24 protein-coding genes are annotated in these 22492 nt (G+C 40.0%); 19 read left to right on the top strand and 5 right to left on the bottom strand.

What is annotated here, in order from left to right; genetic code table 11:
• Positions 1-89: 89 nt before the first annotated feature.
• Both MUS1_RS13120 and tsaA read right to left on the bottom strand, forming a co-directional pair.
• A complete protein-coding gene (locus tag MUS1_RS13120; protein WP_036163307.1) occupies positions 90-338 on the bottom strand; it encodes a hypothetical protein in 249 nt (82 codons plus the stop codon).
• Positions 339-349: 11 nt separating this feature from the next.
• On the bottom strand, positions 350-1063 hold the full coding sequence (tsaA, locus tag MUS1_RS13115; RefSeq protein WP_036163305.1) for a tRNA (N6-threonylcarbamoyladenosine(37)-N6)-methyltransferase TrmO: 714 nt from the start codon (positions 1061-1063) through the stop codon (positions 350-352).
• Positions 1064-1197: 134 nt separating this feature from the next.
• On the opposite strand from tsaA, the gene MUS1_RS13110 reads away from it, so the two are divergent.
• The 18 genes from MUS1_RS13110 to bfr (MUS1_RS13025) all read left to right on the top strand — a co-directional run bounded on the left by MUS1_RS13110 (position 1198) and on the right by bfr (MUS1_RS13025) (position 19881).
• Positions 1198-2457 (top strand): glutamate-5-semialdehyde dehydrogenase, encoded by a 1260-nt coding sequence (locus MUS1_RS13110; RefSeq protein WP_036163303.1) that lies wholly within the window; start codon positions 1198-1200, stop codon positions 2455-2457.
• Positions 2447-3112: a nicotinate-nucleotide adenylyltransferase gene (gene nadD / locus MUS1_RS13105; RefSeq protein ID WP_036163301.1), complete on the top strand. Its 666-nt coding sequence runs from the start codon at positions 2447-2449 to the stop codon at positions 3110-3112. The genes MUS1_RS13110 and nadD overlap by 11 nt, the downstream gene beginning before the upstream one ends.
• Before the next feature lie 14 nt (positions 3113-3126).
• Positions 3127-3480: a ribosome silencing factor gene (rsfS, locus tag MUS1_RS13100; protein ID WP_036163299.1), complete on the top strand. Its 354-nt coding sequence runs from the start codon at positions 3127-3129 to the stop codon at positions 3478-3480.
• Positions 3481-3490: 10 nt separating this feature from the next.
• Positions 3491-3958 (top strand): 23S rRNA (pseudouridine(1915)-N(3))-methyltransferase RlmH, encoded by a 468-nt coding sequence (gene rlmH, locus MUS1_RS13095; protein ID WP_036163297.1) that lies wholly within the window; start codon positions 3491-3493, stop codon positions 3956-3958.
• A 9-nt stretch (positions 3959-3967) separates the two neighbouring features.
• Entirely contained in the window at positions 3968-5842 is a 1875-nt protein-coding gene (mrdA, locus tag MUS1_RS13090; protein ID WP_036163296.1) for a penicillin-binding protein 2, read from the top strand.
• Positions 5842-6963: a rod shape-determining protein RodA gene (gene rodA / locus MUS1_RS13085; protein ID WP_036163293.1), complete on the top strand. Its 1122-nt coding sequence runs from the start codon at positions 5842-5844 to the stop codon at positions 6961-6963. Before mrdA ends, rodA begins: the two co-directional genes overlap by 1 nt.
• The gene (gene mltB, locus MUS1_RS13080) at positions 6960-8018 is read left to right on the top strand and encodes a lytic murein transglycosylase B (protein WP_245595813.1); all 1059 of its coding nucleotides are present in this window, start codon (positions 6960-6962) and stop codon (positions 8016-8018) included. The genes rodA and mltB overlap by 4 nt, the downstream gene beginning before the upstream one ends.
• Positions 8005-8940 (top strand): septal ring lytic transglycosylase RlpA family protein, encoded by a 936-nt coding sequence (locus MUS1_RS13075; RefSeq protein WP_036163290.1) that lies wholly within the window; start codon positions 8005-8007, stop codon positions 8938-8940. The genes mltB and MUS1_RS13075 overlap by 14 nt, the downstream gene beginning before the upstream one ends.
• Before the next feature lie 88 nt (positions 8941-9028).
• Positions 9029-10177, top strand: a complete 1149-nt coding sequence (locus MUS1_RS13070) for a D-alanyl-D-alanine carboxypeptidase family protein (protein WP_036163287.1) — start codon at positions 9029-9031, stop codon at positions 10175-10177.
• Positions 10178-10204: 27 nt separating this feature from the next.
• Positions 10205-10510, top strand: coding sequence for a YbeD family protein (locus MUS1_RS13065; protein ID WP_036163286.1), 306 nt, complete (start codon positions 10205-10207; stop codon positions 10508-10510).
• Entirely contained in the window at positions 10511-11155 is a 645-nt protein-coding gene (lipB, locus tag MUS1_RS13060; protein ID WP_036163285.1) for a lipoyl(octanoyl) transferase LipB, read from the top strand. It begins immediately after the preceding gene.
• Position 11156: 1 nt separating this feature from the next.
• Positions 11157-12116 carry a lipoyl synthase gene (gene lipA, locus MUS1_RS13055; RefSeq protein WP_036163284.1) on the top strand — a complete coding sequence of 320 codons (960 nt, stop codon included), beginning with the start codon at positions 11157-11159 and terminating at the stop codon, positions 12114-12116.
• Between the two features lie 152 nt (positions 12117-12268).
• The gene (gene speA / locus MUS1_RS13050; protein ID WP_036163283.1) at positions 12269-14167 is read left to right on the top strand and encodes a biosynthetic arginine decarboxylase; all 1899 of its coding nucleotides are present in this window, start codon (positions 12269-12271) and stop codon (positions 14165-14167) included.
• Positions 14168-14202: 35 nt separating this feature from the next.
• Complete coding sequence (gene aguB, locus MUS1_RS13045; RefSeq protein WP_036163282.1) at positions 14203-15081, top strand: N-carbamoylputrescine amidase; 879 nt, start codon at positions 14203-14205, stop codon at positions 15079-15081.
• Between the two features lie 345 nt (positions 15082-15426).
• Positions 15427-16314 (top strand): GNAT family N-acetyltransferase, encoded by an 888-nt coding sequence (locus MUS1_RS15740; RefSeq protein ID WP_051436256.1) that lies wholly within the window; start codon positions 15427-15429, stop codon positions 16312-16314.
• A 198-nt stretch (positions 16315-16512) separates the two neighbouring features.
• Complete coding sequence (gene parC, locus MUS1_RS13035; protein WP_036163281.1) at positions 16513-18810, top strand: DNA topoisomerase IV subunit A; 2298 nt, start codon at positions 16513-16515, stop codon at positions 18808-18810.
• A gap of 120 nt (positions 18811-18930) precedes the next feature.
• Complete coding sequence (bfr, locus tag MUS1_RS13030; protein WP_036163279.1) at positions 18931-19404, top strand: bacterioferritin; 474 nt, start codon at positions 18931-18933, stop codon at positions 19402-19404.
• Positions 19405-19416: 12 nt separating this feature from the next.
• A complete protein-coding gene (gene bfr, locus MUS1_RS13025) occupies positions 19417-19881 on the top strand; it encodes a bacterioferritin (RefSeq protein ID WP_036163275.1) in 465 nt (154 codons plus the stop codon).
• Between the two features lie 12 nt (positions 19882-19893).
• Here bfr (MUS1_RS13025) and MUS1_RS13020 read toward each other — a convergent pair whose 3' ends face one another.
• The 3 genes from MUS1_RS13020 to MUS1_RS13010 form a co-directional block, all read right to left on the bottom strand.
• Positions 19894-20088, bottom strand: a complete 195-nt coding sequence (locus MUS1_RS13020; RefSeq protein WP_036163273.1) for a (2Fe-2S)-binding protein — start codon at positions 20086-20088, stop codon at positions 19894-19896.
• A gap of 168 nt (positions 20089-20256) precedes the next feature.
• On the bottom strand, positions 20257-20898 hold the full coding sequence (locus MUS1_RS13015; RefSeq protein WP_036163271.1) for a DsbA family oxidoreductase: 642 nt from the start codon (positions 20896-20898) through the stop codon (positions 20257-20259).
• A gap of 37 nt (positions 20899-20935) precedes the next feature.
• Positions 20936-21610 carry a DNA-3-methyladenine glycosylase I gene (locus MUS1_RS13010; RefSeq protein ID WP_036163268.1) on the bottom strand — a complete coding sequence of 225 codons (675 nt, stop codon included), beginning with the start codon at positions 21608-21610 and terminating at the stop codon, positions 20936-20938.
• Positions 21611-21756: 146 nt separating this feature from the next.
• Here MUS1_RS13010 and MUS1_RS13005 point away from each other — a divergent pair, with 146 nt between their 5' ends.
• Complete coding sequence (locus MUS1_RS13005; RefSeq protein ID WP_036163265.1) at positions 21757-22482, top strand: pyridoxine 5'-phosphate synthase; 726 nt, start codon at positions 21757-21759, stop codon at positions 22480-22482.
• Positions 22483-22492: the final 10 nt, after the last annotated feature.

Here is a 22492-nt window from a genome sequence, read left to right as displayed (position 1 = left end):
TTTGTGCCTATTTTTTGTGAATTTATTGACAAGAAAACTATACACAGAACATGTGGATAACCATGGGTATAGAGTCGGTGTATGTTTTTTTAGCGCAGTGTTTTGAGAAGTTTCTCTGTGTCTTTTTCGTCCCAATCTTCTTTTTCTAGTAAGTCTTTTAGCTCCTTACTTTTTTGTGAATTATAAAGATTTTTTTGAAATTTAGCGTAATGGAAGTCTTTTATCAGACGTTCGTCTTGTTCCGAGCGATAAAGAGGCTTTTTTTCGATTTTTTCTGATTTGGTTTTATCTATCGAGTCAATTTTTTTGTAAGTATTTAAGAACTGCTTTTTATTCATAGTTTGTTCTCTTACTTATATTCTATTCGAAGAATTTCAAGATGATCGTTTCTTGCACACCATTTGATATTCACATCCCAAAGGGTAATGCCATGCTCTCTATCTATTTGTTCAGATAGATAAGATGGACGAGGATCTTGCTCAATAATTTGTTTTATTAAAGTCGTTATTTCTCTATTGTGCAAATTTTCATAATGTTCGCATTGTGATTTTGCTTCTGCAGAAAATAAAACGTTTTTTGTCTGAGTTGGCGTTGGTGCAAAGCCGCCTTTGGAATTAGGGATGCTATCTGCGTAAGGCAAATAAGGTTTTATATCTAAAACAGGTGTTCCATCCAGTAAGTCAGCGCCATATAAATCAATAAACACCTTTTTGTCTTCCTGATATATGCGGCCTATTTTTATCACCGATAAACCAATTGGATTAGGTCTGTGGGTGGCTCGTGTTGAAAACACGCCAAGCTTTTCTTTTCCACCCAGACGAGGGGGGCGAACTTTTGCTTTCCATTTTTCTGTTAAGCAAGCATGGAAAATGAACTGAACCCAAATGTGAGAGAAATTACTTAAGCCTTCTAGTGTGTCGAGTCGGTTGTAAGGCGGGATGAGTTCTAAGCGTGCTGTTGATTCAGTTACTAATCCTGGTTGTCGAGGAATTCCAAACTTTTCTTTATAGCAGGAGTGAATTATGCCGATTGTCGAGAGCGTAAAAGACGGATAGTCTGGCAATGGAGGTTCCTTTTCGTGAAAATCTGCACTAAATGAATAAAAATATTGTGATAGTATACTGGCTTGTCTGATTGGATCACGATCTATTTTGCGGTCTATTGTTTGTTATTTTTACTTTTTGTTAGAGATTAAAAATGTCTTTAGAGTCTTATATGAATCAAATTGGTCAGCAGGCTAGGGCGGCTTCTCGTCTGCTTGCTAAAGCATCCACTCAGCAAAAAAATATGGCGCTGTTTGCTATGGCTGATGCCTTAGAAGATGCACGACCTCGATTGATAGAGGAAAACCTAAAAGACATGGGTAATGGTCGAGCAAAAGGGCTTGATGATGCTTTGTTAGATCGCTTGTTACTTAACGATAAGCGTATTGATGGCATGATCGAAGGTTTGAAACAGGTTGCCTCTTTACCAGATCCAATTGGTGAAATATCAGGTATGGTTTATCTGCCTTCAGGGATCCAGCGTGGTCAAATGAGAGTGCCTCTTGGTGTTGTTGGTATTATTTATGAGTCTCGTCCAAATGTAACCATTGACGCTGCGAGTTTATGTTTGAAATCAGGTAATGCGACTATTTTGCGCGGTGGCTCTGAAGCTTTCTATTCAAACCAAGCAATTGCGGAAGCTGTTGTTAAAGGTTTGGAGTTTGCTGGGTTGCCTTCGACTGCTGTTCAAGTTCTAAATACAACAGATAGAGAGGCGGTAGGTAAGCTTATTACTATGCCGGAATATGTGGATGTGATTGTGCCTCGTGGCGGTAAAGGTTTAATTGAACGTATTAGTAAAAATGCTCGTGTACCTGTGATTAAACATCTCGATGGCAACTGCCATGTTTATATTGATAATGAAGCTGACTTTGATAAGGCGTTTAATATTGCATTAAATGCAAAAACACGTCGCTATGGTGTGTGTAATGCGATGGAGTCTTTATTGATTCATGCTGATATAGCGAAAGAAATATTGCCTCGATTGGTTGGTGCGTTTGAAGAAAAAGGTGTTGAGCTGGTTGGTTGTGAGTTGTCTCGATCTATTTCTGTCTCTATTGGTATGGCAACAGAAGAAGATTGGTATACGGAATATCATGCGCCGAAACTGTCTATTAAAGTCGTTACCGATATGGATGAGGCTATTGCTCATATTAATCAATATGGCTCACACCATACGGATGCTATCGTGACTCAAAACTATTCAAAAACTCGTTCTTTTATGACTGAAGTTGATTCATCATCTGTCATGGTAAATGCTTCAACGTCATTTGCTGACGGTTTTGAATACGGCTTTGGCGCTGAAATTGGTATTTCAACAGATAAGATTCATGCTCGTGGCCCGGTTGGATTATTAGGCTTAACAAGTCAGAAATACATTGTGCTTGGTGACGGGCATACTCGTGACAATTAAAATAGATAAGGTCGCTGGGAAATCGGGTATCGCTATTATGGGCGGAACATTTGACCCCATTCATAATGGCCATTTGCGAACTGCAGTCGAAGTATTAGAGCGCTATCAATATTCTGAATTGAGGTTGATTCCTTGTTTTCAGCCTGTTCATAAAGGGCGGCCTGGCGTTACTCCTCAACAACGTTTAGATATGGTTCGACTTGCTATTTCGAGTCATAAAAATTTAAAAGTCGATTGTCGTGAAATAAAGCGAGAAGGGCCAAGCTATAGTATTGATACGTTGCGGGATATTAGAGCGGATATTGGGCCTGATGAACCATTGATTATGGTATTAGGAATGGACAGTTTTTTGTACCTTTCTACTTGGCATGATTGGCAGTCATTGATTGAGTACGCGCATATTTTAGTGGTCTCTCGTCCTGGGTGGGAGCCTGATCTGATTTCGGAGTTAAGTGCTTTTTGCGAAAACTATCGTGCCTTTTCATCGCATGAGTTACAATGCGCGCCTTCGGGTCGTGTCTGGTTTGAGACACTAACTCCTTTGGATATATCTTCTAGCATGATTAGGGCATTGGTGCATAAACATGAATCTATTGCTTATTTACTGCCAGAGCCTGTCCAAAGATACATAGAACAACATCAATTATATCGATAGGATAACGTAATCATATGAGTCAGCTTAATCTCACAGCAGATCAAATTTTAGCTCTTGCCGTTGAAGCATTAGAAGATGTTAAGGGTGATAGGATCACTGTGTTGAATGTAGGGAACCATACCGACATGATGGATTACATGGTGATCTGTACCGGTACTTCTAAACGTCATGTTAATGGTTTGGGGCAAAATGTAATTGAGCACTTGAAATCTAAAGGGCTTCAACCATTAGGGTTTGAAGGTCGAGGAGCAGGAAGTGATTGGGTGTTGGTTGATTTACATGATGTTGTTGTTCATGTAATGACTGAAGAAGCTCGAGCATTTTATGATCTTGAGAAGTTATGGGACATTAAACCAGAAGCTTTATAAGGTTTTTGCAATGCGAGTTCGTTTGATTGCTGTTGGTAATAAAATGCCCAAGTGGGTAACTCAAGGTTATGATGATTACGCAAAACGTCTACCAAAAGACTTTGCGCTAGAACTTATTGAGATACCTATGTCGCCACGGGGTAAAAATACAGATATACCGAAAGCCATTCGTAAGGAAGGAGATGCCATGCTTGATGCTATTCCTTCTGGAGATAAGGTGATTGCTATGGAAGTGCTGGGCAAAGAATGGTCTACCGAGCAGCTCGCAGATCAAACCGAGCAATGGCGAATGGATGGTTACAACGTTAGTCTATTAGTAGGCGGTCCCGATGGGCTTGATCCACGATGTACCTCTCGTGCTGATCAGGTTTGGTCGCTGTCTCGTTTGACTCTGCCTCATCCTATGGTGAGGATTCTTCTATCAGAACAAATCTATCGCGCTTGGACACTTATGAATAATCACCCGTATCATCGATAAAGTGAACTGATGAGCCGTCGACATCAAAATTTTCGTAATTATCATCAAGAGAAACGACTCACTCAGCGTCGTTTGTTTGCGGCTGCTATTTTTGTGGTGTTGTTAGTCGTCATATTAATGGCTCGTCTGTTCTACCTTCAAGTTATAGAGCATGAACTCTATCAAACCAAGGCAAATGATAACCGAGTTATGCTGATTACTGATCCACCACCTCGTGGTTTGATTTTTGATCGTAATGGTTTAGTGCTTGCCGATAATCGACCTATACACAGTTTAACTGTTATTCCTGAGCGTGTTGAAAATCTCTCTAAGCTTAAAGATATACTCTCCGATATTATTGATATAACCGATAGTGAGTGGGAAGATTTTGACAGCAGACTAAAAGAATATCGTCGTCCCTATCAATCCCTTACCTTGAAGTCTCAATTGTCAGATAAAGAATGGGCAAAAGTTGCTGTTGATTTGTATAAGTTAGACGGCATCCAGGTTGAGGCACAACTAACGCGCTATTATCCATTTGGTGAAGCTTTTGCACACGCTATCGGTTATGTTGGGCGAATTACACCAAATGATCTAGAACGAGTTGACAGGCTTGCTTATCAAGGTGCTTTGTTTATTGGTAAAACAGGCATCGAAGGTTTTTATGAAAAAGAGTTATTCGGTGAGGCTGGACTAAGTAAGGTTGAAGTAAATGCTCGTGGGCGGATCATGTCTGAACTTGAGAGTCAGAGTCCAGTGCCTGGTGAAGATTTGCATCTGTATTTAGATGCTCGATTGCAACAATATGCTTATGATCTATTAGGGGACTATACTGGTTCGGTTGTTGCGATTGATCCTGCGACAGGCGGGATTTTGGCGTTGGTTTCTAAGCCAGCATTTGACCCTAACTTGTTTGTCCGTGGTATTTCAGTTGACGACTATTCTGTACTTCGTCAATCTAAAAAACTTCCCCTTTTTAACCGTGCTTTACGTGGCGGCTATCCTCCTGCTTCAACAATAAAGCCTTTTATGGCTCTTGCTGGTCTTGAATATGGTTTTGCTTCATGGACTGAGCGTTATTTTGCAAAAGGCTATTATCAGATTAATCCTGATGGGCGGCGATATCGAGATTGGAAACGAACAGGTCATGGTTGGATTGATTTAGAACGCTCTATTATTGAATCTGTCGATACTTATTATTATCAATTGTCCCATAAAATGGGTATTACACCGATACATAATTTTTTATCTCGTTTTGGCTTCGGTAAAAGTAATTTGTTGGATTTAAATGGCAGCAGTGTTGGTTTGCTACCTTCTAATGAATGGAAAAAAGCGAAGTATAAAGAGCCTTGGTATCCAGGTGACTCTGTGAATGTTGGTATTGGTCAAGGGTTTATGGTGGCGACTCCAGTGCAGATTGCTTCTGCAACTGCTGCACTGGCAAGTAAAGGGCACTATTATAATCCTCGTATGGCGAACATGGTTGGTAGTCAACCAGCAACCTTTGAAGGTGATAAAGGAGGTGTTCACGACATTATCTTGAATGATCAGCGTAACTGGGATCGTATGACAAATGCGATGAAGAAAGTTATCACTGATTCAAAGGGGACAGCCAGACGTTTGCAGGGAACAGATTATGAAATCGCAGGTAAAACTGGAACGGGGCAGGTTTTTAGCTTACAAGAAGATGAAGAATATGATTCCGATAAGCTAGATAAACGCTTGCATGATCATGCTTTATTTATTGGCTTTGCTCCAGCTAAAAATCCTAAAATCTCAGTGTTTGCTATTTTCGAAAATGGTGGAAGTAGTTCTAAACCTGCAGATTTAAGTAAGCAGTTATTTGATGCTTATCTTTATGATAACTACCCCGCAAAATATGACTATTTGAAAGGTAGGCAATAATGACTGAGAGCTTTTATCGTAGAGCATTGGTTTTTACAAATGCGCGCTTATGGAAATTGGTACATATTGATATTTTGCTTGTTGGCTCTATATTACTTTTGATCGGTGGTGGTTTATTTGTTCTGTACTCGGCTTCTGGGCAAAATGAAGCCATGGTTGAGCGACAAGTGTTTCGTTTAATTATAGGGGGAATTATTTGTTTAGCTTTAGCGCAATTGCCGCCTAAATATATGCGGCGTGCTTCCCCAGCTTTGTTTGTTTTTATAGCCGGCCTTTTGGTTTGTGTGTTGTTATTTGGTGTTGGGGCTAAAGGTGCACAACGCTGGTTGTCTTTGCCAGGGGGGTTGCGGTTTCAACCTTCAGAAATTATGAAAATTGTCATGCCAATGATGATCGCTTGGTATTTTTCAGATAAACAATTGCCTCCTTCATTTAAGCAAATAGTATCTGTATTGGGTTTGATTATTTTGCCTGTGCTGTTAATTGCTAAGCAACCTGATTTAGGAACTTCTATATTGGTTGCTGTGTCAGGTATTTTTGTTTTGTTTTTGGCTGGGCTTGGTTGGCGTTATATTCTTGGAGCGGCAGCGTTCGCGCCTATTGCTGGGTATACCTTGTGGCAAGTTATGCATGATTATCAGCGTCAGCGAGTACTGACCTTTTTAAACCCAGAGAGTGACCCACTAGGATCTGGTTGGAATATTATTCAATCAAAAACAGCGATTGGCTCGGGTGGTCTTTATGGTAAAGGTTGGATGGAAGGGACTCAGGCGCAATTGGATTTTCTTCCCGAAAGTCATACGGATTTTATTATCGCGGTTCTTGCTGAAGAATTTGGAATGCTCGGTTGTGGCTTATTAATTCTGGCTTATTTGCTTATTATAGCTCGAGGTTTGTATATCGCTGCTAATGCAGAGGACAATTATGCTAGGTTATTAGCGGGCAGTTTGACCTTAACCTTTTTTGTCTACATGTTTGTAAATATTGGTATGGTATCAGGCATTCTGCCAGTTGTTGGGGTACCCTTACCACTCGTAAGTTACGGTGGTACCTCTATTATTACCATCATGGCGACATTCGGTATTCTGATGTCGATACAAACACATAAGAGAGCTAGATGATGATTAAACAAGCTGTATTAGTGTTTTTAGTACTTGGTCTTACAGCGTGTAGCGGTGCAGATCATAATTCACTACCTTCAAATTCCGGGATTAGTAACTCCCTTCTCGAAGACATGCCTAACGATCGGACTGATTCTTATGTTGTAAATCCAGATGTTCAGATTTTTATTGATCGAATGGCGCTAGATCATGATTATGATAAAGAGCGTTTAGAACTGGCTTTTTCTCATATCAAAGTACGTCCTACTGTTATCGAAAAATCGGATAATCAGCCAGAATCGATTACACCTTATTATGAATATAAAACGCGTTTTGTGACAGAATCCCGCGCTAAGTCGGGCTATCAGTTTGCTAAAGAAAATGAGAAGTGGCTCAAAAAAGCAGAGCAAGAATTTGGCGTTGAATCTGATGTGATTGTTGCCTTGATTGGTGTGGAAACCTATTACGGTCGCATAACAGGTTCGAAAGATGTATTTACTTCTTTAACGACATTAGCATTTGATTACCCAAGGCGAAAAGACTATTTCCAAAGTGAGCTTGAAGCTTATTTGTTACTCGCTCGCGAAGAGGGCTGGAATATTGGTGAGACGAAAGGGTCTTACAGTGGTGCTATGGGTATGGTTCAGTTTATGCCGAGTAACTATAGAAAGCTTGCAGTAGATTATGATCAAGATGGTCATATTGATTTATGGGGTTCTGAAGCAGATGCAATCGGTAGTGTCGCTAATTATCTTAAGCACCATGGCTGGGTGACGAATCAAGATTGGTTTGTTCTTGCTCAAGTCACAGCTCCTAAAAAAGTAGTTGCTGATATTAATCGTGGTCGAGTAGCTGATACAGATATGGCAACCTGGTCTTCTCTTGGAGTATTGCCTTTACAGTCTTTTTTACCAGTAAAAACAGGCTTAATTGGTTTGCGAACAAGTTCAGAAGATATGACTTACTGGCTTGCTTATGAAAACTTTTTTACAATTATGGATTATAACCCAAGCAGGCGTTATGCCATGTCTGTATTAGAACTTGCTGTGAGCATCGGAAGCTATGAAAATAATTAATATACTATTTGTTGCAGGCATTTGTTTGCTTACATTAAATGGGTGCCTGAGTACTCGTCACGTTTTGGGGCAAGATGATATTGATTATGACAAAGCGTCTGGTGGTGGTCGCTACTCAATTTTACAAGATCATGCACCAACGGGTGATATCAAGGTAGACCATCTTCCTGATTTGGTTCCTAAGTGGGAACCTAAAAGTCGAGGTGGTAACAAGAGCTCATATGAAGTTTGGGGTAAGACATATCAGGTTATGGATTCTGCTAAAGGCTATTCAGCAGAAGGAACCGCTTCTTGGTATGGCAAGAAATTCCATGGTCATAAAACCTCAAATGGAGAAATATATGACATGTATACTTTTTCGGCGGCTCATAAATCTTTGCCAATTCCAACTTATTTAAAGGTGACTAACCTGGATAATAAGCAAACTGTGATTGTTAGAGTCAACGACAGAGGGCCTTTTCATGGTGACCGATTAATTGACCTTTCATATGCGGCAGCGGCAAGACTGGATTACCATAAGAAAGGTTTGGCCCGAGTTCGAATTGAAGCTATTACACCAGAGCAAGGAGAAATATATAATCCTGTGAACAATGTGAATGAAGATATAGCTCGTTCACCAGAAAGCTTACCTGCTAAGGCGTTGCCTGTAACGTCAAGTAGCGTGTCAGTGATCTCTACTGAGCAGCAATTCACACATTTGCAACTTGGCGCTTTTAGTGCGGAACAATCAGCAGATAGATTGAAACAGCGTTTATTTGAGTCTTTTGATACAGCGATTAAAATTTTAGTCAATCAGCAAGATGATGGTCTTTTTAAAGTGTTAGTAGGACCTTATAGTGATGCTAATGAGTTGACTAGTTGGCAAGAAAAGTTACAAAAAGAAGGTTTTGGAAACCCTGTTAGGGTTGTTCTGATACCTTAAGCCTTAAGAGCTCTTTGTTTGGGCTAGAGATTCGTTTAGTGCTCTAGTATTATTTATTCACATTTTTTTAGAAGACGACATTTTGAGTATGAAAAAACTCCTGGTTACTTTAACCCTTATTTTTAGTTTTGTTAGCAATTCTGTTTTGGCTGCTGCTACTTTGATTCCAGCTCCGCCTCAATTATCAGCAAGCAGTTATATTCTTATGGATGCTTACACTGGTGATATATTAGTTGAGCATAATGCGGACGAAGAATTGCCACCAGCCAGCCTGACCAAATTAATGACCTCTTATATTATTGAATATGAGATGGCTCGCGGAAATTTATCATTTAGTGATCAAATTAACGTTAGTGAAAAAGCTTGGCGGATGGAAGGTTCTCGAATGTTTATTCGAGAAGGAACGCAAGTGTCGTTAGAAGACTTGATGCGTGGCATTATTATTCAATCTGGTAATGATGCTAGTGTTGCGGCTGCAGAGCATATTGCTGGAAGCGAATCTGCTTTTGCTGATCTTATGAATCAACATGCTCAGTTACTAGGAATGACGAACAGTAATTTTGTGAACTCTACCGGCTATCCTGCAGAAGGGCATTACTCTACCGCTCATGATATTGCTAAATTGTCTCGTGCGAAAATTTTGCAATTCCCTGAAAATTATTCAATGTATTCTGAGAAATATTTTACTTATAACAACATTCGTCAACCTAACCGAAATAAGCTGTTGTGGCGTGATAAAACCGTTGATGGTTTAAAAACTGGCCATACAGACGCCGCTGGTTATTGTTTAGCGGCTTCTGCTGTTCGTAATGGAACGCGTTTGATCACAGTTGTAATGGGAACGAAATCTGATAATGCACGAGCGGTAGAATCTCAAAAACTATTGGATTATGGCTTCAGATATTATGAAACACGTAAACTTTATAGTCGTGGTCAAGTGGTAAACAATGCACGTGTTTGGGGTGGAAGTCAGTCAAATGTTAAAGTCGGTTTTGCTGAGGATGTATTAGTTACAATTCCTCGTCAACAAGGGCAATCTATTCCAGCTAGTCTTGATATGCAGCAGCAAATTGTTGCTCCTATCGCGATTGGTGACGTATTAGGTACTATTGTTGTTGGTACAAAAGATAACGTGTTATTGGAGCGTTCTGTTGTTGCGTTAGAGGCGGTTGATGAAGGTGGTTTCTTCAAGCGTATGTTTGATAGCATTAAGCTCTTTTTTATGAATTTGTTTTAAGCCTTAATATGGGTGAATGGTAATTTAATGGCACTAATTACAAAAGATGGTGATCAAGCTGAGAACGCAGCAGACGCACCGAAAATAGAATTTCCGTGTGAGAACTACGTTATAAAAGTAGTTTCACTTGAAGTTGAAGATATTCATGTAACGCTTGCTGAGTGTTTTAAAGTTCATGCACCTGAAATGAATCCTGATACAGCGAAGGTAAATCGTTCAAGTAAGGGGCGTTTTGTAAGTTATAGTTTTCGAATTGTGGCAAGAAGTGAGGCACAATTATCTGCTTTACATGGTGATTTAATGGCGATAGAAGCCGTTAAAATGGTTATGTAAGTGACACTCGATTTGATTTGCCGGGATTTGGGTGTGGTTGAATATTCCGAAGCATGGGCTCGGATGAAAAACTTCACTCAAACTCGTTCGAAAGACGATGCAGACGAAATTTGGCTTTTAGAGCATCCATCTTTATTTACTCAAGGGCAAGCGGGTAAAGAGGAGCATCTTTTGGCACCAGGGGATATTCCTGTAATTCAAGTCGATCGTGGTGGTCAGATCACGTATCATGGACCAGGGCAATTGGTTGCTTATGTATTAATCGATCTTAAACGCTTGGGAATTGGAGTTCGTGATCTGATTAATGTATTGGAAAGTGCCATTGTTCAAGTCTTAGCTAAAAACATAATAAATGCTTATCCCAAACCAGATGCGCCAGGTGTTTATATTAATGAACAGAAAATTGCTTCATTGGGGTTACGTGTAAGCAGAGGTTGTTCATTTCATGGGCTTGCTTTGAATGTAGATATGGATCTTACACCTTTCGATCGTATTAACCCATGTGGCTACCAAGGCCTGAAAATGGTGGATATGAAGCGTTTGAATAACGATGTAGTTTTATCAAATATTAAAATTCAGTTGGCCAGTCAGCTTGCTGAACTACTCGGGTATACGTATCCGACTATCCAGAAAGGGTGGAAGTGAAATGACAGCAGAACGCAAACGCGTTGTTCAAGGGGAAAAATTACGTGGTGCCGATAAGATGGCACGTATTCCTATCAAGATTGTTCCAACAGAAGAAATTCCTAGAAAACCTGATTGGCTTCGTGTTCGTATGCCAGCATCGCCAGAAATTGCTCGTATCAAGAGTACTTTGCGAGAACATAAATTAGCATCAGTATGTGAAGAAGCTAATTGCCCGAATCTAGGTGAGTGCTTTAGTAACGGGACTGCAACCTTTATGATAATGGGGGAGATTTGCACCCGTCGTTGTCCTTTCTGTGATGTCGCTCATGGTCGTCCAAACCCTTTGAAAGAAGATGAACCAAAAGAGCTTGCTGCTGCTATTCGTGATATGAAGTTAAAGTATGTGGTTATTACCTCTGTAGACCGTGATGATCTACGTGATGGCGGGGCACAGCATTTTGTTAACTGTATTACTGAAACGCGTGCGGCAAGTCCTAATATTGAGATTGAAACCTTGGTTCCTGACTTTCGTGGACGTATGGAAGTAGCGATTGATACACTTTCTATCGCGCCACCTGATGTGTTTAATCATAATTTGGAGTCTATTCCACGTTTGTACCGTCAAGTAAGGCCTGGATCTGATTATCAATGGTCATTAGATTTGTTGAAAAACTTTAAAGATCGTTGTCCAGATGTTCCAACTAAGTCTGGTTTAATGGTTGGTATGGGTGAAACTTTCGAAGAGATTGTTGAGGTCTTAAAAGATTTGAGAGCGCATAATGTTGAGATGTTGACCATAGGTCAATATTTGCAGCCTTCTAAGCATCACTTTCCTATGGCGCGATTTGTACCACCAGAAGAGTTTGCACGTTATGAGCAAGTAGCAAAAGACCTTGGTTTTAAGCATGCCGCATGTGGACCTTTGGTTCGCTCGTCCTATCATGCAGATAAACAAGCACATGGTGAACACGTTTCTTAATTTCTTTGTACAGTGAAGTAAAAGCGGAGTTAAGATTTTTCTTAGCCCCGCTTTTTTTATTCTTAATAAAAGAAAAAAGTGCCACTATCTTTTCTATGGCATACATTATTTAACGCCTGTGTTACCCACAGCGATTTAGTTTTGGAGATAATATGAAACCTTGGTCCATTAAAGATTCAATGGAGCTTTATAATGTGAGTCATTGGAGTAGTGGTTTTTTCTCCATTAACGATAAAGGCCGGGTCGTTGCTTTACCTGATAGAGAAAACAACATTGATCTGACGGAACTGTCTAGCGCTCTTAAAGAACAAGGTATTCCTTACCCATGTCTTGTGCGTTTTCCTAATATCCTGCATTCACGTATTGAAAAAATCACCAACTCTTTTCAACAAGCGATAGAGCATTATAACTATCAAGCCAAGTACGCGATTGTTTATCCAATTAAAGTGAATCAGCAGAGGCGTGTTGTTGAAGAAATTGCGGGTTGCCAACCTGATAATTTATCTACTGTTGGATTAGAAGCCGGCAGCAAGCCTGAGTTAATGGCTGTATTGGCTATGCATAAAAATGCCGACGGTATTATTGTGTGCAATGGATATAAAGACCGAGAATTTATACATCTTGCTCTGATGGCCGAGAAAATGGGGCATCAAGTTTTTCTCGTTGTTGAGAAAATGCATGAACTGGATTGGATTTTAGAAGAAGCTGAAAAAATTGGTGTTCAACCTCGTATTGGTATTCGTATTCGATTGGCTTCCACATGCACAACTCACTGGGGGAACAGTGGTGGTGAAAAATCTAAGTTTGGGTTGACCACGTCTCAATTATTGCGCGCAGTCGATCGTTTGCGCGAATTGGATTTACTGCACTGTTTAGAACTCATTCATTTTCATTTAGGTTCACAAATAACACGTATTCGAGACATTCAAAACAGCTTGAAAGAGTGCGCGCGTTATTACGCAGAATTACATCATATGGATGTGAAAGTGAAATGGGTTGATGTTGGTGGTGGTTTGGGGGTCGATTATGAAGGTACTCGTTGCCAGAATGATTTCTCGGCGAACTACAGTATTGGTGAGTATGCGAATAATGTGGTTTTTGCTTTCCATAATGTATGTGAGCAATATGACCTTCCTCATCCCCATATAATTTCAGAATCTGGCCGTGCGGTGACGGCTCATCATGCCATGATGATTGCGGATGTGTTTTCTCATGGTGCAGAGCTTTTACCAATAGAAGAACCCGTTGATGGTAGTGAGCTAGAATTACAACGTTTGTGGTCATCTTACCAAAGCCTGAAAAGTGAAAACGATGAGGAAAGCCGCTCATTGGTTGAGATTTACCATGATTTGTTAGATGACTTTAATGACAGCTTAACTTTATATAATCATGGGCAACTCAACCTTTCTCAAAGAGCACAAGCTGAGAATCTGTTTTTATCTGCTTGTCGTAATTTATTGCCTAAACTGGATAATCGTAATCGTGGTCATCGAGCAGTCATAGATGAGTTGAATGAGCGATTAGCTGAGAAGGTTTTTGTCAATTTATCTGTATTTCAATCTATGCCAGACGCGTGGGGAATTAATCAGCTTTTTCCTGTGTTGCCATTGCAGGGGTTGGATCAAGCGCCTTCTTTTAGAGGTAAAATTCAAGATGTTACTTGTGACTCAGATGGCTGTTTATACAGTTATGTTGATGGTCAAGGTATTGAATCTTCTCTGCCTTTGCCTCCACCGCCAACAAAAGGTGAAGACTATTTGATGGGCTTTTTCTTAGTTGGTGCATATCAAGAAACTTTGGGTGATTTGCATAATTTATTCGGTGATACTTGCTCTGTCGACGTATATTTGACTGATACAGGATTCAAAATCGACCATATTTTAAAAGGCGATAGCGTTCAGGACGTTTTGAAGTATGTTAGCTATGATGAACAAGTGCTGCTGAACCGTTATCAAGAAAAAATCGCTTTGAGCCCATTGAGTGAAAATGAAAAAGTAGACTTGCTTGCGCTTTATAAAAAGGTGTTGAGCGGTACAACCTATTTAGCATGAACTGATTCAATAACGATTTTTTGAAGGATGGATTGATGAATAAAGTAAAGGTAGCCTGCGTTCAAATGTCGGTTGGTACTGATTTTCAAGCAAATTTAGATAATGCTGTTGCTCAAGTAAGAGAGGCGTCAGCCAATCAGGCAAATGTTGTGCTTTTACAAGAACTCTTTATGGGGCCATATTTTTGTATCGATCAAAAGCCTGAATATTTTGATTGGGCACAGCCAGTCAATGACTGTCTGGCAATTCAGACTATGAGCTCGCTTGCGAAAGAATTGGGTGTTGTCTTGCCTATTAGCTTCTTTGAGCGGGATGGGAATGTATTTTATAACTCTCTTGTAATGATTGATGCTGATGGTGAAGTGCTTGACCTATATCGTAAAACTCATATCCCAGATGGTCCTGGTTATCAAGAAAAGTACTATTTCACGCCAGGTAACACAGGTGTAAAAGTTTGGGATACAAGGTTTGGCCGAATTGGTTGTGGTATTTGTTGGGATCAGTGGTTTCCGGAATTGGCAAGAGAGCTTGCTCTAAAAGGTGCCGAACTTATTTTCTACCCAACAGCGATTGGATCTGAACCCCCTTATCCGGATTTGGACTCTAAGGATCATTGGCAAAGAACCATGCAAGGCCATGCTGCTGCGAACATGGTGCCAGTGATTGCTTCAAACCGCGTAGGTCGTGAAAATGGCGAAAACAGTTTTATACAGTTCTACGGCTCTTCTTTTATGACTGACGAAATGGGCGCGATGAAATGTGTAGCAGGTAGGGATGAAAGTACGATTTTGTATTCTGAGTATGATTTGGCTGTTATTCGTAAGGCGCGCCAGTCTTTTGGGCTGTTCCGAGATCGTCGTCCAGATCAATATCAAGCAATTACTTCAGGCGCTGGTTCTACTTGGGAAAAATAGGTAGTTAATGGGTTTAGATTAAATAACTAGATCAAAAAAATGCCCGCCGAAATAGGCGGGCATAAGCTTTCCATATCCTTATTGATTAAGGGAAAGTCTCAATAAGGGAGATCCTACCGCACTTGTCTTTTTGGAGCCGAAATATTTTTAATAGTGCGCTATTTTTTCTGACGGTTACCTCAGGATAATAAAATACTTGGTATTTAGTGTTCTGTTGCATTCGTCAGCATAGATCTATCCTAATAAAGCTTGAATATTAACTATAGTCTGTGATTTTGATAAATGTGAATATAATCAACTAGGCTTTTAATTATCAAACTCCAATCTATCTACTTTAGAGATCCAATGAGCGTATTTAGTTCTTCACAAAAGAAACCTTATTTTGCCACTATGCTGTCTAGTAAATTGATGTTGGATGATCCAATTCATTACATTATGGCCGCTAAAGTTCGTGAGCTGGCAAGCAATCAGCCAGGCTACCTTGGTTCAGAAAGTGGGTCCGGAGAAGTCGGTTTTTTAGTGATTTATTGGCAAACAAAGCAAGCAGCAGAGGCGTGGTTGAATCACGATATGCAGCGTCGGTTTTTGTCTTTAAGTGAAAGCTTTTGGTACGAAGAGTACTCGGTAAAATTATTTGAAGTATTGAGAGATACGTTATTCAAAGCAGAAGCACCAAGTTTATATGCTTCACGCTTTCCTCGAATCGTTACAGAGCGAGGGATTTTAAAGGTTTTAAATGAATCACAGGCTGGTCTTTTGCATGACTATGTTAATCAAGAAAAGGCATTTTTAACACCGTGGGAACCAACGAGAAGTGAAGGTTATTATTCTTTTGAAACCTGTTTGCTGCGGGTGCGTGAGATGCGTCAGGATTTCTTAGAAGGTAAAGGGGTGGTGCTTTGCCTTCTTTCACCTAATGAAGATAAGATGCTTGGTTATAGTAATTATTCTAATTTTAATCGAGGTGTCTGCCAAGTTTGCAATCTAGGATACAGTTTAAGAGAGAGTGAACAAGGTAAAGGAGTAATGCATGAAATGTTGAGTGCTGGAGTAGAGTATATTCAAAAAGAGCTCAACATCAGTCGCATTCAAGCGAGTTATATGCCGAGAAATGCGAAAAGTGCTGCAGTCTTGGAAAGAATGGGGTTTGCGAAAGAAGGCATAGCAAAAGAATACTTAAAAATTAACGGTGTTTGGGAGGATCATATACTAACGGCATTTACTGCTCGGTAGTATTTTGTCTATAACGACAAGGAAAGTAATAGTACATATGTAAGGCTATAGTTGGATAATGTTCCCTCTATGATAACCTTATGACTAGTGTTGCTGCATCTTGTGTTCTTTCTTTATAGTTGAGCCCGTCATAATAGTTTGTGGAATATTCATGTGCGATAATGTGGACATGTAAACATTTGTAGAAGGAAAGATTCCTTGAGTGAATTGTCAAATTTCGAGTCAAATGAAACCCTTTCATTAAAAGACTATACAGAAAAAGCGTACTTAAATTATTCTATGTACGTTATTTTGGATCGAGCCTTGCCACACATTGGTGACGGATTAAAACCGGTTCAACGACGTATTGTTTATGCAATGAGTGAATTAGGGCTAAAAGCCAGTGCTAAGTATAAAAAATCTGCTCGTACAGTAGGTGATGTGCTGGGTAAATTTCATCCACATGGAGACAGTGCATGTTATGAAGCCATGGTTTTAATGGCACAGCCTTTTTCTTATCGTTATCCATTGGTAGATGGTCAAGGTAACTGGGGCGCACCGGATGATCCAAAATCATTTGCCGCTATGCGTTATACTGAATCTCGTCTTTCAAAATACGCAGACGTATTATTAAGAGAAGTTAGCCAAGGTACAGTTGATTGGGTTCCTAACTTTGATGGCACGTTGCAAGAACCAACGGTTCTACCTTCTCGGCTTCCTAATCTACTACTAAACGGTACGACGGGTATTGCTGTTGGCATGGCGACAGACATTCCGCCTCATAATTTGCGCGAAATTGGTGGAGCCTGTATCCATCTCCTTAATAATCCAAAAGCGGAGTTAGATGATTTACTTAACTTTGTTCAAGGGCCTGATTTTCCAACAGGTGGCGAAATTATCACGCCTAAAAGTGACATTGTTAAGCTGTACGAGACAGGTAAAGGGCAAATCAGAGCGAGGGCCAGATTTACAGTTGAAGAGGGCGAAGTTATTGTAAATGAGCTACCTCATCAAGTTTCAGGAAGTAAAATTCTTGAGCAAATAGCGGCTCAAATGCAGGCGAAAAAATTGCCAATGGTTGTTGATCTTCGTGATGAATCTGACCATGAAAACCCTACTCGGTTGGTGATCGTGCCGAAATCAAACCGTGTGGATATTGATTCTGTTATGACGCATCTTTTTGCGACAACAGATTTAGAGAAATCCTATCGCGTTAACATGAACGTCATCGGTTTGGATGGCTTGCCTCAAGTTAAGCCATTAAAAGACTTTTTATCTGAATGGCTACGTTTTCGTATCAATGTTGTTCGTCGTCGTTTGCAGTTCCGCCTAGATAAAGTCATTAATCGCCTGCATATTTTAGAAGGTTTATTGATAGCCTATCTTAATATTGATGAAGTTATCGACATTATTCGTACAGAAGAAAAACCAAAAGTCGAGTTAATGGCTCGATTCGGTCTTAGCGATACACAGGCAGAATCAATACTTGAGTTAAAATTACGCCACCTTGCCAAACTTGAAGAAATGCGTATCAAGGGTGAGCAAGATGAGCTAGAAAAAGAGCGCAAGCATTTAGAGGGTTTACTGTCTTCTGATCGTAAGTTGAAAAAACTTATTACGGACGAAATTCAAGAAGCTGTTGATTTATTTGGTGATGATCGCCGTACGCCTATAGTTGCTCGTAAAGAGTCTCAAGCGTTCAGCGAAGAAGATTTAATGTCTAATGACCCGATTACCGTGGTTATTTCAAAACAAGGTTGGATTCGCGCAGCAAAAGGCCATGATATTGATGTTCATGGTTTGAGCTATAAATCTGGTGATGAGTTCTTAATCAGTACTAAAGGTCGTTCGAATCAAATCTTGGTGCTATTGGCTTCTAATGGTCGAACTTATTCTGTTAAAGCGCACTCTCTGCCTTCTGCTCGTGGTCAAGGTGAACCTATCACAGGGCGAATCTCATTAGAGAAAGACGCGACGATCGTGTCGGCGGTTCTTGATAATGAAGAGGCGCATTATTTGATTGCAAGTGATGCTGGCTACGGCTTTGTTGCTCAGCTTAAAGATCTATATGCGAAGAATAAGGCCGGTAAAGCAACCTTAAGTTTGCCGAAAGGTGCGCAGGTCATGACGCCTATGTTTGTTCAAAATCCAGAGCAAGGCCGAGTGATCGCTATTTCCAATGAAGGACGTATGCTGGCCTTCGATGTGGCTTCTCTACCACAAATGGCGAAAGGTAAAGGCAATAAAATGATCAGTATTCCTACTGCTCGTGCTGCCGATCGAGAAGAATTAATGGTTTCCATGGCATGCATTCAGCCTGATGATCTTTTGACAGCTTATGCGGGTAAACGCTTTATATCTTTTATTGAGAAAGATCTAGAAGAGTACCTTGGCGAACGTGGTCGAAGAGGTTTAAAACTTCCTCGAGGCTTCCAGCGAATAGACAGTATTGAAGTAAAAGTTGGTGAAGGCAAACTGGCTAAATCGGATGATGTTCCAAAACAAGATTTATTTTAATCATGGCTAAACGACCATTGTGGTCATAGATTTAATGAGTCAGGTTACAATGATATTTCGAATGAGCCTTGGATACACATGGTGTAAAGCGAATTCGAGATCAATGAAGAGGAAACAAAAATGAAAGGCAGCCAAAAAGTAATCGACAGTTTGAATGCATTGTTAGCTAATGAGTTAGCTGCAATCGATCAATACTTTATTCATTCTCGTATGTATGATGACTGGGGCTTAAATAAATTGTATGAGCGCCTTAATCATGAAATGGAAGAGGAAACACAGCATTCAGATTGGCTTATTAAACGTATTCTATTTTTAGAAGGCGTTCCTTGTATGACCAAACGCCGCGACTTGCTAATCGGCTCTGACGTGAAATCTATGATGAGCAACGACCTTACACTTGAATTAGAAGTAGTAAGCAGTGTACGTAGCGCTATTGCTATTTGTGAGTCTGAAGGTGATTACCAAACTCGTGAAACGCTTGAAAAATTACTCTTTGATACTGAGGAAGATCATGTTTATTGGTTGGAGCAGCAGCTTGGGCTAATGGAAAAAATCGGTATGCAGAATTACTATCAATCTCAGATGGGCAATTAAGGGGATACTTTTATGAAAGGAGATCGTGATGTTATCGCCAATCTGAATAAAGTATTGGCAAATGAGTTGGTTGGTATTAATCAGTATTTTCTTCATGCGCGTATGTATAAAGACTTTGGTTTTAGTGCATTAGACAAAGCTGACTATAAGACGTCTATCCAGAAAATGAAAAATGCAGATCGTTTGATTGAGCGTGTTTTGTTTTTAGAAGGCTTACCGAATCTTCAAGATTTAGGTCGTCTTCGTATTGGTGAAAATAGTGAAGAAATGATTTCTGCAAACATGGAGTTTGAATTGGATACACTTCCAACTTTAAAAGCTGCCATTGATTTGTGTGAGCAGAAACAGGACTTTATGAGTCGTGATGCATTAGAAAAAATATTGGAAGAGCAAGAAGAGCAGATTGATTGGCTTGAAACTCAACAGCATTTGATAGCTGTTTCTGGTATTGAAAATTACCTTCAATCCCAAATGTAATGTTGTGATTGTTTAGGCAACTTGATATTGATTTTCAGCTATTTTGATTAGCTCATTGTTTAGTAATTTTTTAGCACATTGACAACACTTGCCACATTGACTGCCAATGCTGTGCTCTTTATACAGAGCGCGCATGGTAGTCACGCCTTCTTGTATAGACGCTTTAATGTCTTTGTCTGATATTTTGTTACATATACAAACGTACATAAATGAAAATCACTCGCACTAATATTTTGATCTCTCGATTCTATTTTTAATGTGAATGATTATCAATAGATAAAATTTTATCTATTTCTTTATATTGATAGCTTTTCTTATGGAAATGATTAAGGGAAAGTTAAATGTTAAGAACTTACCTTTCCCTTAAAGTCGGAGCTAAATGTCTTTTTGAGCTATGTCTGTGAGAACTTTTAAGAAAGACTCTGAATCGTGAGCACCGTGCACCATAAACTTATCGTTAATTACGTAGGTTGGAGCTGAGTTAATATCTAAGCTGCGTAAGTGCGTCAGTTTCTTTTCAGTAATAGACTGAGCCTTGTCACTTAAAGCGTATTCAATATCAGTTTGTTGCATACCAATGCTGAGCGCGGTTTCTTCAAGGATGCTTTTTAATCCAATGTCTTTGCCATTGGTAAAATAAGCGTGGAACAAGGCGAGAACAAAAGGTGTCGCCAGATTTGCTTTTGTTGCCGCAAGCACAAATTGGTGTGCTAGCTTAGTATTCGGGACGCGATCCTTTTCTGAGAAATTAAATTGTATTCCCGCTTCAATACCAACTTGCTGTAAGGCATGAGTTGCTTCATTTAGCTTTTCTGGACTGCCAAATCTTTCGCCAAGATAGGTGTCTCGGTCTGCGCCTTCTAGTGGCATATCTGGGTGCAACTCAAAAGGTTGCCAGCGGATGTCGATACGATAATCATCACCTAATTGCTCGATGGCTTGTTTGAGGCGTGAATAGCCTAAGTAACACCAAGGGCATATTACATCTGAAATAATGTCGATACGTAGATCGGCCATGTTTTCTCCTGAACAATTTATATTGAATAATAGATATTTAGTTAATGCTTAAAGCGATGCATTGACTGATTTCTGTATAAGAACGACCACTTTCTTTGTGCCAATGGTTAAAGGCTTCCTGAGCGGCTCTCCAGGCAGATTGAGTATCTCTCCCTGTGCTAATGATCTCGTGTAAGCGCAAATAGCCTTCAACATCTTTAGTTAACATGAAAGTGTCTTTCCCCATGGCTCTTAAAGTATAAGGTCCGGTATTTCCACCAAGTCGAGCGCCGTGTTTTTTCAAATAAGCCCATAAGCCAATAATATTGTTACTAGGCCAATCTGCAATAAAGCGAGCGAAAGAACCATGGCTTGCCTGACAATCGATGATCATGAGAGCATTCTCTCTTATCGTCATGACTTTACCGAAGTGTCTTATTATACGGATGTCTTTGGCTTTTTCTTCCCACATTTCATTGTGAATAAGCAGCATTTTTTCGATATCGAATTGAAAGAAAACCTCTTCAAATCCTGACCATTTATTTCGGACAACTTGCCAACTGATTCCAGATTGGAAAACTTTTTGAGAAAAAGCGGCCAGCCACCTGTCGTCTGTGTGTTGGTTCAATTCTGTTGAACTTAATGGACGAGAAAGTCTTTGTTCAAGGTGTTTTGGTCCACCATGTCGCAGTGCTGCGCGATCATAGATTGATTGAAAGAGTTCGTATTGCATCTTGGACTCCTATTTTGTTGGGCGCAGTTTATCATAAGCCTTGTTCTATATAATGGATCAAGTATGTATCTTGTTCGGTATTTTAGTGATTGAAACCGTTAGTTTGTCTTATAATACTCGCAAATGACCTAATCGAGAGAGATGGAATGACACATTTAAGCGTAAACCTGAATAAAATTGGCTTGCTTCGTAATTCTCGAGGAAGAGACTATCCAAATTTAGTGGATATGGCAGAACGTACTCTTAAGTTAGGTGCGTTTGGTATTACGATTCATCCAAGACCTGACCAGCGTCATGCAACGTATCAAGATGCTCATGATGTAAAAGAACTGCTAAAACGCTTTCCTGGTGCAGAATTAAATATTGAAGGCTTTCCAGAAGCTCAGTTTCTAGACGTCGTTTTGGAAGTTGAGCCTGATCAATGCACACTTGTTCCTGATGACCCAAATCAGCTAACTTCTGATCATGGCTGGAATATTGCTCGTGACCAAGACGCTTTGCGTCCAGTGATAGCTAAGCTAAAGGCGAAAGGTATTCGAGTTGTCTTATTTATGGATCCTGATCCTGAGAGTATGGTGTTGGCGAAAGAGGTAGGTGCTGATCGTGTTGAATTGTACACAGAAGAATATGCAAACGCGTTTGGCAAAACTGGATTTGAAGACATCCTTGATAATTATCAGAACGCAGCACAAGCGGCTTTAGATGTTGGTTTAGCCGTGAATGCTGGACATGATTTAGATTTGAACAATGTTCAGACTTTGTGCGCGCCAGGCCGAATTATGGAAGTCTCGATTGGTCATGCTTTAACCGTCGAAGCGTTAGATCTTGGTTGGGATAATGTGGTTAAGGCTTATCTTGCTAAGTTGGTATAATCTATGAAAG

Origin of the sequence: Marinomonas ushuaiensis DSM 15871 (assembly GCF_000521805.1) — a bacterium.
GTDB lineage: Bacteria > Pseudomonadota > Gammaproteobacteria > Pseudomonadales > Marinomonadaceae > Marinomonas > Marinomonas ushuaiensis.
The sequence above is the reverse complement of the archived record's forward strand: the minus strand, read 5'-3'. Positions and strand labels throughout refer to the sequence as shown.

Bases quoted from the DNA above. Each gene is read 5' to 3' on its own strand.
- MUS1_RS13120 (WP_036163307.1), bottom strand. From the start codon at position 338: ATGAATAAAAAGCAGTTCTTAAATACTTACAAAAAAATTGACTCGATA.
- MUS1_RS13110 (WP_036163303.1), top strand. From the start codon at position 1,198: ATGTCTTTAGAGTCTTATATGAATCAAATTGGTCAGCAGGCTAGGGCG.
- rsfS (WP_036163299.1), top strand. From the start codon at position 3,127: ATGAGTCAGCTTAATCTCACAGCAGATCAAATTTTAGCTCTTGCCGTT.
- rlmH (WP_036163297.1), top strand. From the start codon at position 3,491: ATGCGAGTTCGTTTGATTGCTGTTGGTAATAAAATGCCCAAGTGGGTA.
- mrdA (WP_036163296.1), top strand. From the start codon at position 3,968: ATGAGCCGTCGACATCAAAATTTTCGTAATTATCATCAAGAGAAACGA.
- rodA (WP_036163293.1), top strand. From the start codon at position 5,842: ATGACTGAGAGCTTTTATCGTAGAGCATTGGTTTTTACAAATGCGCGC.
- mltB (WP_245595813.1), top strand. From the start codon at position 6,960: ATGATGATTAAACAAGCTGTATTAGTGTTTTTAGTACTTGGTCTTACA.
- MUS1_RS13075 (WP_036163290.1), top strand. From the start codon at position 8,005: ATGAAAATAATTAATATACTATTTGTTGCAGGCATTTGTTTGCTTACA.
- MUS1_RS13070 (WP_036163287.1), top strand. From the start codon at position 9,029: ATGAAAAAACTCCTGGTTACTTTAACCCTTATTTTTAGTTTTGTTAGC.
- MUS1_RS13065 (WP_036163286.1), top strand. From the start codon at position 10,205: ATGGCACTAATTACAAAAGATGGTGATCAAGCTGAGAACGCAGCAGAC.
- lipA (WP_036163284.1), top strand. From the start codon at position 11,157: ATGACAGCAGAACGCAAACGCGTTGTTCAAGGGGAAAAATTACGTGGT.
- speA (WP_036163283.1), top strand. From the start codon at position 12,269: ATGAAACCTTGGTCCATTAAAGATTCAATGGAGCTTTATAATGTGAGT.
- aguB (WP_036163282.1), top strand. From the start codon at position 14,203: ATGAATAAAGTAAAGGTAGCCTGCGTTCAAATGTCGGTTGGTACTGAT.
- MUS1_RS15740 (WP_051436256.1), top strand. From the start codon at position 15,427: ATGAGCGTATTTAGTTCTTCACAAAAGAAACCTTATTTTGCCACTATG.
- bfr (WP_036163279.1), top strand. From the start codon at position 18,931: ATGAAAGGCAGCCAAAAAGTAATCGACAGTTTGAATGCATTGTTAGCT.
- bfr (WP_036163275.1), top strand. From the start codon at position 19,417: ATGAAAGGAGATCGTGATGTTATCGCCAATCTGAATAAAGTATTGGCA.
- MUS1_RS13020 (WP_036163273.1), bottom strand. From the start codon at position 20,088: ATGTACGTTTGTATATGTAACAAAATATCAGACAAAGACATTAAAGCG.
- MUS1_RS13015 (WP_036163271.1), bottom strand. From the start codon at position 20,898: ATGGCCGATCTACGTATCGACATTATTTCAGATGTAATATGCCCTTGG.
- MUS1_RS13010 (WP_036163268.1), bottom strand. From the start codon at position 21,610: ATGCAATACGAACTCTTTCAATCAATCTATGATCGCGCAGCACTGCGA.
- MUS1_RS13005 (WP_036163265.1), top strand. From the start codon at position 21,757: ATGACACATTTAAGCGTAAACCTGAATAAAATTGGCTTGCTTCGTAAT.